The organism is Streptomyces sp. NPDC104371 (assembly GCF_055583785.1).
On the sequence record NZ_JBVJNF010000004.1, the window covers coordinates 63,687 to 76,424 of the forward strand.

11 protein-coding genes are annotated in these 12,738 nt (G+C 70.2%); 9 read left to right on the top strand and 2 right to left on the bottom strand.

The features are described from left to right. The first annotated feature begins 32 nt into the window (after window positions 1-32). The 4 genes from ACZ60T_RS14270 (at window position 33) to ACZ60T_RS14285 (ending at window position 3,437) form a co-directional block, all read left to right on the top strand. Window positions 33-608: a TerD family protein gene (locus ACZ60T_RS14270; RefSeq protein WP_365619584.1), complete on the top strand. Its 576-nt coding sequence runs from the start codon at window positions 33-35 to the stop codon at window positions 606-608. A gap of 191 nt (window positions 609-799) precedes the next feature. Further along, on the top strand, window positions 800-1,375 hold the full coding sequence (locus ACZ60T_RS14275) for a TerD family protein (RefSeq protein WP_469666135.1): 576 nt from the start codon (window positions 800-802) through the stop codon (window positions 1,373-1,375). A 79-nt stretch (window positions 1,376-1,454) separates the two neighbouring features. Beyond that, window positions 1,455-2,603 carry a DUF475 domain-containing protein gene (locus ACZ60T_RS14280; protein WP_469666136.1) on the top strand — a complete coding sequence of 383 codons (1,149 nt, stop codon included), beginning with the start codon at window positions 1,455-1,457 and terminating at the stop codon, window positions 2,601-2,603. Window positions 2,604-2,702: 99 nt separating this feature from the next. Next, complete coding sequence (locus ACZ60T_RS14285; protein WP_365619592.1) at window positions 2,703-3,437, top strand: TerD family protein; 735 nt, start codon at window positions 2,703-2,705, stop codon at window positions 3,435-3,437. Window positions 3,438-3,452: 15 nt separating this feature from the next. Here ACZ60T_RS14285 and ACZ60T_RS14290 read toward each other — a convergent pair whose 3' ends face one another. After that, entirely contained in the window at window positions 3,453-4,313 is an 861-nt protein-coding gene (locus tag ACZ60T_RS14290) for a TerD family protein (protein ID WP_469666138.1), read from the bottom strand. Between the two features lie 197 nt (window positions 4,314-4,510). Here ACZ60T_RS14290 and ACZ60T_RS14295 point away from each other — a divergent pair, with 197 nt between their 5' ends. The 4 genes from ACZ60T_RS14295 to ACZ60T_RS14310 all read left to right on the top strand — a co-directional run bounded on the left by ACZ60T_RS14295 (window position 4,511) and on the right by ACZ60T_RS14310 (window position 9,905). Then, window positions 4,511-5,677, top strand: coding sequence for an HpcH/HpaI aldolase/citrate lyase family protein (locus ACZ60T_RS14295; RefSeq protein WP_469666139.1), 1,167 nt, complete (start codon window positions 4,511-4,513; stop codon window positions 5,675-5,677). A gap of 211 nt (window positions 5,678-5,888) precedes the next feature. Beyond that, the gene (locus ACZ60T_RS14300; protein WP_469666140.1) at window positions 5,889-8,327 is read left to right on the top strand and encodes a phosphoribosyltransferase; all 2,439 of its coding nucleotides are present in this window, start codon (window positions 5,889-5,891) and stop codon (window positions 8,325-8,327) included. Next, window positions 8,324-9,166, top strand: a complete 843-nt coding sequence (locus tag ACZ60T_RS14305) for an HAD family hydrolase (protein WP_469666141.1) — start codon at window positions 8,324-8,326, stop codon at window positions 9,164-9,166. Before ACZ60T_RS14300 ends, ACZ60T_RS14305 begins: the two co-directional genes overlap by 4 nt. Window positions 9,167-9,245: 79 nt before the next feature. After that, window positions 9,246-9,905, top strand: a complete 660-nt coding sequence (locus tag ACZ60T_RS14310; RefSeq protein ID WP_469666142.1) for an O-methyltransferase — start codon at window positions 9,246-9,248, stop codon at window positions 9,903-9,905. A 7-nt stretch (window positions 9,906-9,912) separates the two neighbouring features. On the opposite strand, the gene ACZ60T_RS14315 is transcribed toward ACZ60T_RS14310, so the two are convergent. After that, window positions 9,913-10,131, bottom strand: a complete 219-nt coding sequence (locus tag ACZ60T_RS14315; RefSeq protein WP_365619609.1) for an FmdB family zinc ribbon protein — start codon at window positions 10,129-10,131, stop codon at window positions 9,913-9,915. A gap of 397 nt (window positions 10,132-10,528) precedes the next feature. Here ACZ60T_RS14315 and ACZ60T_RS14320 point away from each other — a divergent pair, with 397 nt between their 5' ends. Continuing rightward, window positions 10,529-12,706 carry a transglycosylase domain-containing protein gene (locus tag ACZ60T_RS14320; protein ID WP_469666143.1) on the top strand — a complete coding sequence of 726 codons (2,178 nt, stop codon included), beginning with the start codon at window positions 10,529-10,531 and terminating at the stop codon, window positions 12,704-12,706. Window positions 12,707-12,738: the final 32 nt, after the last annotated feature.

Here is a 12,738-nt window from a genome sequence, read left to right on the forward strand (position 1 = left end):
GCTCCCCGCCCCCGGACATCAATGGAGGACTCGTGGGAGTCAGCCTCAGCAAGGGCGGCAACGTTTCGCTGACCAAGGAGGCCCCCGGCCTGACCGCGGTCCTGGTCGGTCTGGGCTGGGACGTGCGCACCACGACCGGCACGGACTTCGACCTCGACGCCAGCGCCCTGCTGCTGAACGCGACGGGCAAGGTCGGCAGTGACCAGAACTTCGTGTTCTTCAACAACCTGAAGAGCCCGGACGGTTCGGTGGAGCACACCGGCGACAACCTCACGGGTGAGGGCGAGGGTGACGACGAGGTCGTCAAGGTCAACCTCGCGGCGGTCCCGGGCGACGTCGAGAAGATCGTCTTCCCGGTCTCGATCTACGACGCCGAGAACCGCCAGCAGTCCTTCGGCCAGGTGCGCAACGCGTTCATCCGCGTCGTGAACCAGGCCAACCAGCAGGAGATCGCCCGCTACGACCTCAGCGAGGACGCCTCCACGGAGACCGCCATGGTCTTCGGCGAGCTGTACCGCCACGGTGAGGAGTGGAAGTTCCGCGCCATCGGCCAGGGTTACGCCTCGGGACTGCGCGGTATCGCGCAGGACTTCGGCGTCAACGTCTGAGCCGACAGCGTCTCGTCGTCCGGCGCCGCACCTTCACGGGGCGGCGCCGGACGCGCAGGGGCCGCCGGGGCCCGACCCCGGCACGGCCGGGGGCTGCCGTCCCCGGCGCACGGGGGCACGCACAAGTGCCCCCGGACCACGGGGGCCTGGTGGTCCCCGACACGACGCAGTAGCTCGGGGAGGACAGCAACATGGGCGTCACGCTCGCCAAGGGAGGCAATGTCTCTCTGTCCAAGGCGGCACCGAACCTCACACAGGTCATGATCGGCCTCGGCTGGGACGCGCGCTCCACCACGGGAGCCCCCTTCGACCTCGACGCCAGCGCGCTGATGTGCGGCGGCGGCCGGGTCCTCGGTGATGAATGGTTCATCTTCTACAACCAACTCAAGAGCCCCGACGGCTCGGTGGAGCACACCGGCGACAACCTCACGGGTGAGGGCGAGGGCGACGACGAGACGATCCTGATCGATCTCGCCAAGGTCCCGCCCCAGTGCGACAAGATCGTCTTCCCGGTCTCCATTCACCAGGCGGACGAGCGCGGCCAGACCTTCGGGCAGGTCAACAATGCCTTCATCCGGGTCCTCAACCAGGCCGACGGTCAGGAACTCGCGCGTTACGACCTCAGCGAGGACGCGTCCTCGGAAACGGCCATGATCTTCGGCGAGGTCTACCGCTACGGCGACGAATGGAAGTTCCGCGCGGTCGGTCAAGGCTATGCCTCCGGACTTCGCGGCATCGCTCTAGACTTTGGAGTCAATGTTTCGTAAAGCCGGGGACGGCGATACGGGGGACGGTCTCCCTCAGGCTCCGCTTGAGGGGACCCCCACCACACGGATTGGGTAACCAGTGGTTCTGAAAACCTTCGGCTGGTCGTTCGCGGTCACCGCGCTCGGCCTGGCCGCAGCGGTCCTCTACGGGGGGTGGACCGCCTTCGGCATCGTGGCGATCCTCTCCGTGCTCGAGGTCTCGCTCTCCTTCGACAACGCCGTGGTCAACGCCGGGGTCCTGAAGAAGATGAATGCCTTCTGGCAGAAGATCTTCCTCACCGTGGGTGTGCTGATCGCGGTCTTCGGTATGCGACTGGTCTTCCCCGTCGTGATCGTCGCCGTGACGGCGAAGAAGAGTCCGATCGACGCGGTCAACCTGGCCTTGACCGACAAGGACCAGTACCAGCAACTCGTCACCGACGCCCACCCGGCGATCGCCGCATTCGGCGGAATGTTCCTGCTGATGATCTTCCTTGACTTCATCTTCGAGGAACGGGACATCCAGTGGCTGCGCTGGATAGAGCGCCCGCTCGCCAAGCTCGGCAAGGTCGACATGCTGTCGGTCTGCCTCGCGCTGGTCGTCCTGCTGGTCTCGTCCATGACCTTCGCGGTCCACGCCCACCAGCACGGCGGCGCCCATGTCGACAAGGCGCAGACGGTCCTGATCTCCGGTATCGCCGGTCTGATCACCTATCTCGTCGTCGGCGGCCTCTCCGGCTTCTTCGAGAACCGACTCGAGGAAGACGAGGAGCGCGAACACGAGGAAGAGGAAGAGGCCAAGCGGACCGGCAAGAAGCCGTCCGCGGTGATGCTCGCCGGCAAGGCCGCGTTCTTCATGTTCCTCTACCTGGAGGTCCTGGACGCCTCGTTCTCCTTCGACGGCGTGATCGGTGCCTTCGCCGTCACCAACGACATCGTCCTGATGGCGCTCGGCCTCGGCATCGGCGCCATGTACGTCCGTTCGCTGACGGTCTACCTGGTCCGCCAGGGCACCCTCGACGACTACGTCTACCTGGAGCACGGCGCGCACTACGCGATCGGCGCGCTCGCCGTCCTCCTTCTCGTCACCATCCAGTACGAGATCCACGAAGTCATCACCGGCCTCGTCGGTGTCGTCCTGATCGCCTGGTCCTTCTGGTCCTCGGTCCGCCGTAACCGCGCGCTGGCCGAGGCGGAGGGAAAAGCGGTGACCTCGGACGAGGGGACTGAGGTCTCGTCCGGGGTGTGACGACCCCTGGGGAGAGGAAGCCTCTGAGCGGGGCGGTCGCGAGGATTCGTCCTCGGTGACCGCCCCGCGGTTGTCGAACGGGAGAAGCAGGGGGCCGACATGGGCTTGTGGGACGGCGTGTGGCGCGGGAAGACGATGGACTTCGACTCGGGCAGCGCGGCGACCAACGCCATCGAGATGACCAAGCGGAACCAGCGCGTCTCGCTCACCAAACAGGGCGCGGCGACGGGCAATCTGCGCATCAACCTGTCGTGGCGGATGCGGACGTCGGACATCGGCAGCGGCGGCGCGCGGGGCAGTCTGCTGCGTCATCCGCTGCGGATGTTCACCCCGGAGGTCGTGCAGGCGCACACCCAGAGCATGGTCAACGTCGACCTCGACCTCGGCGTCATGTACGAGATGGAGGACGGCTCGAAGGGCGTGGTGCAGCCGCTCGGCGACTTCCTCGGCGAACTCAACGAGGCGCCCTACATCAAGCTCAGCGGCGACGACCGGTTCGGCTCCGGCACCGGCGAGACGATCTTCGTCAATCTCGACCACCGGGACGACTTCAAGCGGCTGCTGGTCTTCGTCTACATCTACGACCAGACGCCCGCGTTCGACCGTACGCATGCCGTCGTCACGCTGTACCCGAGCAGTGGCCCGCGCATCGAGATCGGCCTCGACGAACGCCATCCGCAGGCCCGTTCCTGCGCGGTCGTCCTGATCGAGAAGGTCAAGGACGAGCTGGTCGTCCGCCGCGAGGTGAAGTTCGTCTACGGCTTCCAGGCGGAACTGGACCGGCTGTACGGATGGGGACTTCAGTGGGGCCGGGGCTACAAGTCGAAGACGTGAGCGGGCCGTTCGCGCCTAGCGGCCGATGAACTGCGGTCCCTGCGGCGGCAGGGTGAAGTCCGGGTCCGGTACGGGCGCGGCGGTCGGCGGGTAGCCGTAGGCCGGTGCGGTCGCCGCGGTCTGCGGGGGTGCGGGCGCGTACGCGGGCGGGCTCTGACTCTCCGGCTGCGGGTATCCGTACGCGGGCTGGGCCGTGGCCATCGCCGCGGGCTGCTGCGCGGGCATCGGCGGATAGCCGTATGCGGACGGCTGGTTCACCGGCTGCTCCGGCGGCAGCGGCGTCGAGACCTCGCGCACGACCGTGGCCGCCTCGCCCTCGGCCGACGGGGGCTCCGCGTCGTCCACCGAGATGCCGAAGTCGTTCGCGAGGCCCTTCAGCCCGTTCGAGTACCCCTCGCCGAGCGCGCGGAACTTCCAGCCCTCGCCCCGGCGGTACAGCTCCCCGCAGATCAACGCCGTCTCGGCGCCCGTCTCCGGCCGGATGTCGAAGTACGCCAGCGGTTCCCCGTCCGGGACGGCCGCGTCGTACAACAGGATGCTCAGCGCCCGGACATGGTCGAAGGTGACGTCGTCCGCCGAGGCGACCAGCAGGATCCGCCCCACTTCGGCCTCGACCCCCGTCAGATCCGTCTGGATCGTGTCGGTCAGCCCCTCCGACTCCCGCTTCTTGCCGAGCAGCCGGACCGTTCCGGACGGATGCCGGGGCTGGTTGTAGAAGACGAAGTCCTCGTCGGAGCGCACACGACCGTCGGGGCCGAGGAGCAGCGCCGAGGCGTCGACCTCCAAGGCGCCCTGACCCGGAGCCCACCGCAGCACCGCCCGCACCGCCATGGCCGTCAGCGGTACGTTCGACCCTTTCACCATCGCGTGCGTCATGCCGTCATCCTGCCTTCTCGGTCCTGGTCACGACAACGTGGGGGTGGGCGCCCCGGCGCGCCGCCGAAGGGCCGCACCACGCCTCCGACACGGCCCGGTCATCTGAACTTCATGCCCGACGGGAACTACCGACAGGGGGTTCCACGTACTATTACCGGCCACATATTTTCGGGCAGCAGACCAACACGGGGATTTACATGCGTCATTTCGGGCACGTCGCCCCTGAGGAGCGGCAGCGCCTGTTCCATCGGGAGCCGGCCGTCTTCACCGCCGATTCCCCCACGGGCGTCCTCGCGGCGGCCCTGGGCGCGACCCTGTACAGCCCGGCCACCCGGCCGCGCCTGGCCGACGACGTGGTCAAGCAGGCGAGCCGCGGTGTCGTCTCCATGGTGCTGTGTCTGGAGGACTCCATAGGCGACGCGGACGTCACCGCGGCCGAGGAGAACCTCGTACGGCAGTTGACCGCGCTCGCCGGGACGCCGGACGCCGAACCGCCGCTGCTGTTCGTCCGCGTCCGCTACCCCGAGCAGATACCCGACCTGGTCGCCCGGCTCGGACCGGCCGTCCGGCTGCTGTCCGGGTTCGTGCTGCCGAAGTTCACCGAGGAGCGGGGCGTCCCGTTCCTGGAGGCGCTGACGGAGGCCGAAGCGGCCTGCGGGCGGCGGCTGTTCGCCATGCCCGTCCTGGAGTCGCCCGACCTGCTCTATCTGGAGTCCCGCCGGGAGACGCTCGACGGAGTCTTCCGCGTCGTCGACAAGTACCGCGACCGCGTCCTCGCGCTGCGGCTCGGCGTCACCGACTTCTGCTCGTCCTACGGACTGCGCCGGGCGCCCGACATGACCGCGTACGACGTCCAGATCGTCGCCTCCGTGATCGCCGACGTGGTCAACGTCCTCGGCCGTGCCGACGGCACCGGGTTCACGGTGACCGGGCCCGTGTGGGAGTACTTCCGGGTCCAGGAGCGCATGTTCAAGCCCCAGTTGCGGCGCAGCCCTTTCCTGGAGGGCGAGGTCGAGGAGCTGCGCGAGTCGCTCATCGCGCACGACATGGACGGGCTGCTGCGCGAGATCGCCCTCGACCGCGCCAACGGCCTGCTCGGCAAGACCTGTATCCACCCCTCGCATGTGATGCCCGTGCACGCGCTGTCGGTGGTCAGCCATGAGGAGTTCAGCGACGCGCAGGACATCCTGCGGCCCGAGCGCCTCGGCGGAGGCGTGCTGCGCTCCGCGTACACGAACAAGATGAACGAGGTGAAGCCGCACCGCGCGTGGGCCGAGCGCACCCTCCAGCGCGCCGAGGTCTTCGGCGTCGCGAACGAGGACATCGGCTTCGTGGAACTGCTGGCCGCCGGGCTGCCCCGCTGACCGCCGCGTCCGGTCGAGCCGACCGGACGTATCCGACCGGCCGTGATCAACTGACCGTGATCAATTGGCCGTTGATCAACCGGCATTGGCCAACCGGCCGTTGATCAACCGGCCACTGACCAACTGGCCGTTGACCGACGGCCGTGACCGACAGGCCGTAGTCGGCCGGTCGCAATCCGACCGGTCGTACCGCTGTAGTGACAAGGAACTGATGAGGAACGTGGTCTGGTCCGGGACATGGGTCGCCGAGCGGCTCGGAGTGGAGCTGGCCGGTGACGGCACGCTGACCGAGATGCTCGGGCTCGCGCTGCGGCGCAACCCCAAACGGGCGCATCTGCTGGTCTCCCATGTGCTCGGCAAACACGTCCCGCAGTCTCCTTCCGTGGTCTACGGCTACGGGTTCGCGCTCGGCCGCCGCGTGCGGGACCTGCTGGGCGCGGAGCAGCCGGGCGAGGACCGGCCCATCGTCCTCGGGTACGCGGAGACGGCCACCGCGCTCGGCCACTCCGTCGCGGACGGCCTCGGCCGCGCCCCCTACCTCCACTCCACCCGCCGCCCCGTCGAGGGCGTCGCGCGCGCGGGCGGCTTCGAGGAGTCCCACTCCCACGCGACCTCGCATCTGCTGCTGCCGCAGGACCCGGCGCTGCTCGCGGGCGACGGCCCGCTGGTCCTGGTGGACGACGAGTTCTCCACCGGCAACACGGTCCAGAACACGATCCGCGATCTGCACGCGCGCCACCCGAGGAAGCGGTACGTCGTCGTCACGCTGGTCGACCTGCGCTCGGCGGCCGACCAGGGGCGGCTGGCGGAGTTCGCGGCGGAGATCGGCGCGCGGATCGACCTGGTGGCGCTGGCCACCGGGACCGTACGACTGCCGGAGGGCGTCCTGGAGAAGGGGCGCGAGCTGGTCGCCCGGTACGAGAGCGCCCCCCCGGAGCGCGCGGCCCACGGCACGATCGCCCGCGTGTCGCTCGGCTGGCCCCGCGGCCTGCCCGACGGCGGACGGCACGGCTTCACCCCCGAGCACCGCGCCCGGCTGGAGGGCGCGCTTCCGGCGATGACCGCGCGGATCGCCGAGGCGCTGCCCGCGGACGCCCGCCGCGTCCTCGTCCTCGGCTTCGAGGAGCTGATGTACGCCCCGCTCCGGCTCGCGCGGGAACTGGAGCAGGTGGTGGCCGCCGAGGTCCGCTACTCCACGACCACGCGCTCCCCGGTCCTCGCGATCGACGACCCCGGCTACGCGATCCGCAGCCGCATCGTCTTCCCCGCCCACGACGACCCGGCCGACGGCCCCGGCGAGCGCTACGCCTACAACGTCGCGGACGCGGGCTTCGACGCAGTCGTCGCGGTCGTGGACTCCACGGCCGACACCCCCGCCCTGCACGCCCCCGGCGGCCTGCTGGACCGGCTCGCCGCCCACACCCCGCACGTCCTGCTCGCGGTCGTCCCCAGTCACGTACCCGAGCCCCCGTACGTCCCCGAAAGATCCGTGATGCTGCCCGAGCCCCTGCGTGGCCCCGCCTTCTCCTCCTACGCGCCCGACGAGGTCGGCTGGCTGCTCCAGGACCTCTCGGACGTCACCCTGGAGGCGCCGACGGAGGAACGCGAGGAGGCGATCCAGAACGGCGGCGCGCACTACGCCGAGTCGCTGCCGGTGGAGTACCAGCCGAGCGAGCAGTACCAGGAGCTGTTCCACAGCGCGCTGGACGCCTCGGCCGCCCGGCTCGCCCAGGCGGTCGGCGTGGTCACGGAGACGGTCCTCGCGGAACGGTCCCCCCGCCCCGTCCTGGTCTCGCTGGCCCGCGCCGGTACCCCGGTCGGCGTCCTGATGCGCCGCTGGGCCGCGCACCGCCACGGCCTCGACCTGCCGCACTACGCGGTGTCGATCGTCCGGGGCCGCGGCATCGACGCCAACGCCCTGCGCTGGCTGGCCGATCGCCACGACCCCGCCGATGTCGTCTTCGTGGACGGCTGGACCGGCAAGGGCGCCATCACCCGCGAACTGGCCGATGCGATACGGCGGTTCGAGGACGCCGAGGGCATCACCGGCTTCGACCCGGAGATCGCGGTGCTCGCCGACCCGGGCTCGTGCGTACGGACGTACGGCACGAGGGAGGACTTCCTGATCCCCTCCGCCTGCCTCAACTCGACGGTCTCCGGGCTGATATCGCGGACCGTCCTGCGCGCGGACCTGGTCGGCCCGCACGACTTCCACGGCGCGAAGTTCTACCGCGAACTCGCCGGGACGGACGTGTCGGCCGCCTTCCTGGACGCCGTCTCCGCCCGCTTCACCGAGGTCGAGGAGGCGGCCGACGTCCGGGTGAAGGAGCTGCTCGCGGCCGACCGCACCCCGACCTGGGAGGGCTGGGCGGCGGTGGAGCGCATCAGCGAGGAGTACGGCATCCACGACGTGAACCTCGTCAAGCCGGGCGTCGGCGAGACCACCCGGGTGCTGCTGCGCCGGGTGCCCTGGAAGGTCCTGGCGCGGGCCGGGGCGGGCGCCGACCTCGACCATGTCCGCCTGCTGGCCCAGCAGCGCGGCGTACCGGTGGAGGAGGTCGAGCACCTCCCGTACACCTGCGTGGGGTTGATCCACCCCCGGTACACCCGGGGCGCGACCGGCGCCGACGGCACGGTGGTGTCCGGATGAGCCCCGTCCTGGTCGCCAGCGATCTCGACCGCACCCTGATCTACTCCGCCACAGCGCTCGCCTTGAGCACGCCGGACGCTCCCGTGCGGGCGGAGGCGGCCCGTTCGCCCCGGCTGCTGTGCGTCGAGATGTACGAGGGCGCGCCGCTGTCGTATCTGACCGAGACCGCCGCCGAGCTGCTGACCGGCCTCGCCGAGCGGGCCGTGTTCGTACCGGCGACGACCCGTACCCGCGCGCAGTACCAGCGCGTCGAACTGCCGGGCGCCACCCCGGCGTACGCGGTCTGCGCCAACGGCGGCCATCTGCTCGTCGACGGGGTCTCCGACCTCGACTGGCACACCGGGGTGCTCGACCGGATCGCCGACGCGTGCGCGCCGCTCGCCGAGGTACGGGCCCATCTCGAGGCCACCGCGGACCTGGCCTGGCTGCGCAGGCTGCGGGTCGCCGAGGACCTGTTCGTCTACCTGGTCGTCGAGCGCGATCTGCTGCCCGAGCGGTGGCTCGCGGACGTGACCGCGTGGGCGCACAGCCGCGGCTGGACGGTGTCGCTCCAGGGCCGCAAGATCTACGCCGTGCCGCGTCCGCTCACCAAGAGCGCGGCCGTGCGCGAGGTGGCCCGGCGTACCGGTGCCACGCTCACCCTCGCCGCCGGGGACTCGCTGCTGGACGCGGACCTGCTGCTGGCCGCGGACCGCGGCTGGCGCCCGGGACACGGCGAACTGGCCGACACCGGCTGGACGGCCCCGCGGGTCGAGGCGCTGGCGGAGCGGGGGGTGCTGGCCGGGGAGCGGATCCTGCGGGAGTTCCTCGCGGCGGCGGGACCGGGATCCGCGGCCTGAGGGGCGCGGGGATACGGTGGAGACGAGCGAGCGCTGTGCCCGTGCGGTGGACGGGCAGCGCACAGACCGAGGAGATCGCGTGGCCAAGGGCAACGGGACACCACTGACGGACGAGTTGTACGCGTACATGCTCGGCCACAACCCGCCGCTCGACCCGGTGCAGCGGATGCTGGTCGAGGTCACCCACACGCGGTTGCCGCTGGTGGCGGGCAAGCAGGTCGCCGAGGAGCAGGGGCCGCTGCTGGCGTTCCTGGTGCGGCTGACCGGGGCGCGCCGGATCGTGGAGATCGGGACCTTCACGGGGCTGTCGGCGCTGTCCATGGCGCAGGCGCTGCCGTCCGACGGGACGCTGCTGACCTGCGACGTCTCCGAGGACTGGACCGGGTACGCGCGCGAGGCCTGGGAGAAGGCCGGGGTGGCCGACCGGATCGAGCTGCGGATCGCGCCCGCCCTGCGCACCCTGCGGGAGCTTCCGGCCGAGCCGCACATCGACCTGGCGTTCATCGACGCGGACAAGGACAACTACGTCGCCTACTGGGACGAGTTGGTGCCGCGTATGCGCCCCGGAGGTCTGCTCGTGGTCGACAACGTCTTCTACCACGGCGAGGTGACCGACCCGGACGCGTCCGGGATGGCCGCCGCGATCAAGGACTTCAACGCGCGGGTGAAGGCGGACGACCGGGTGGACAGCGTGATGCTGTCGGTGGCGGACGGGCTGACCCTGGCGCGTCGGCGCTGAGCCGGGCTCAGCCGCAGCAGCCCCCGCCACAGCAACCGCCGCCTCCGCCCGCCTGCGGGGTCGGCGCCGCGGCGCTCGCGGTGCCGCCCACGGCGACGGTCGACAGAAGCTTGACCGTGTCGTCATGGCCCGCGGGGCAGGACGCGGGGGCGGCGGACTCCGCCATGGGGCGGCTGAGTTCGAACGTGTCGCCGCAGGTGCGGCAGCGGTATTCATAGCGAGGCATGTGCACAGGTTAAGGGGAGGGCCCGGTGAAGCACAGGCGATGCGCGCGCCCGCGCCTGCCGCACCACCCGCGCCATCTTGTCAGGACCCCCTCAATTTGCTCCATGTTGTCGCGTTCTGGTCGCTTCCTGAGCGAAGAGATCACAATGGGCGCTGATAATTTATGAGTGCAGCCGCGATAAGCCGAAAGGCCGGGGAGGGGGGCTTGCAACCGTATCTGCGGTCGCTGCATCTACCCACGCGCGCAGTCCTAGTGCGGAGGGAAGACGCAGGCGTGATCGAGCCAGTACACCGAATAGCCGACCGGCGTTCTCTGGGCAGCCCGAACACCGGAGTCCATCGTGACTAGGGGAGGCGGAGGCCGCAGGCGGCCCAGGGAGACGCCGAAGTGGCCCGGGATGCGCCGCGCGAAGGGCGACGCGACCGCCGACGCGACCGCCGAGGCGCAGAACGAGGCGGTGGCCGAGCGGCTCCTGCGGGACGACCTCACCATGCAGTTGAAGCTCCCGGAGCCGCAAGAGCCGGACGCCACTATGCAGTTGCGTGTGGCCGTACCGGAGGTTTCCGGCCAACGCGCCTCGCGCCGCAAACCCGTACCGCCTTCCGCGCTCGCGCGCACCACCGCCCGATTCGCCCCGTACGCCCGGAAGTTGCGGCCCGTCTATCCGCGGCCCGGCCGCATCGGCTGGCGGCGCTGGATGCCCTCCTGGCGCCAGTGGCTCGGCGCCGTACTGACGTCCCTCGGCCTCAGCGGCGCGTTCCTGGCCGTCGCCTACGCCATGACGGACATACCCGAGAACATCAACTCGTACGCGACCCAGCAGGACAACGTCTACTTCTGGTCCGACGGCACGCCCATGGCCCGCACCGGCTGGGTGCAGCGGCAGGCCATGCCCCTGAAGGACATTCCCCAGCAGGTCCGTTGGGCCGTACTGGCGGCGGAGAACGAGAGCTTCTACTCCGACCCCGGCATCTCCATGAAGGGCATCACCCGCGCCCTGTGGCGCACGGCCGGTGAAGGGGACACCCAGGGCGGCTCCACCATCACCCAGCAGTACGTCAAGAACGTCTACCTGGGCCAGGAGAAGACGTTCAGCCGCAAGTTCACCGAGGCGATGATCGCCCTCAAGCTCGACAACAAGATGCCCAAGGACAAGATCCTCGAGGGCTATCTCAACACGAGCTGGTTCGGCCGCGGCACCTACGGCATCCAGCGCGCCGCCCAGGCCTACTACGGCAAGGACGTCAGCCAACTCAACGTCAGCGAGGCCGCGTTCCTCGCCTCCCTGCTCAAGGGCGCCGGGCTCTACGACCCCACTCTCAACGCCGCCAACCACGGCCGCGCCGTCGAGCGCTGGGAGTGGATCCTCGACCGCATGGTCAAGATCGGCAAGCTGTCGCCGAAGGAGCGGGCCACGTACACGACGTTCCCCGAGCCGCTGAAGGCCAACCCGCTGCACGAGACCGGACAGCAGAGCGACTACCTGGTGGAACTGGCCTCGAAGTATGCCAAGAGCGCGGCCCATCTCTCGGACAAGCAGTTCGACCTGGGCGGCTACCAGATCTACACGACCTTCGACCGCAAGCGGGAGGACGCGCTCACCGACGCCGTGACCAAGGCCCGTGAGCAGGCCAAGAAGGACCACCCCGGCCCGGCGAAGACCGCCCACTACGGCGCCGCCTCCGTCGCCGCGGACGGCAGTATCCTCGCCGTCTACGGCGGCCCCGACCACCGCAAGCAGGGCTTCAACGAGTCCAACGCGTCCACGGTCCCGGCCGGTTCGGCGTTCCAGCCGTTCGTCTACGCCGCCGGACTCGAGCACGGCGTCCACCGGACCAGGAACGGGCCCGCGACCCCGGTCTCCCCGAAGTCGGTCTACGACGGCGACGACGCCGTCCCCGTCACCACACCCGAGGGCCCGTACTGGGACCGCAGCGGCAAGAAGGTCGCCGCCCACAACGACGGCGGCAAGTCCTACGGGAAGATCACCCTGCACCAGGCGCTCGTCCAGTCCGTGAACACGCCGTTCATGCAGCTCGGCATGGACACCGGCCTGCCCACGCTGCGCGCGACGGCACAGGCGGCCGGGCTGCTTCCGTCCAGCATGGGACCGCAGGTGCCCGCGATGTCCCAGGGCAGCGCCACGCCCAGCGCGATCCGTATGGCGAGCGGCTACGCGACGTTCGCCGCGGACGGCACGCACACCGAGCCGTACTCGGTGCGGCGCATCACGCGAAACGGCTCCCCGGTCGCCATGAAGGCGGCGGAGACCGGGCGCGCGGTCGGCGCCACGACGGCCCGCCAGGTCACCGAGGCGCTCACGGAGTCCTTCCGCACCGCCCACCCCGACGCGGCCCCCGCCACCGCACAGGTGGCCGGGAAGGCCGGAACGACGCACGACGACACCGCCTCCTGGTACGTGGGCACGGCCAAGGACGTGTCGACCGCCGTCGCCGTCTACCGCATGGACCTCTCCAAGAGCCTCGAACCCCAGCCGCTCAAGGGCGTCGCCGGCACCTCCGCGGGCGCTGTGCCCTACGACATCTGGTCGAGCGCCATGAGCCCGCTCGGCTGACGCCGGGCACCGAACCACCGCACGCACCCGCC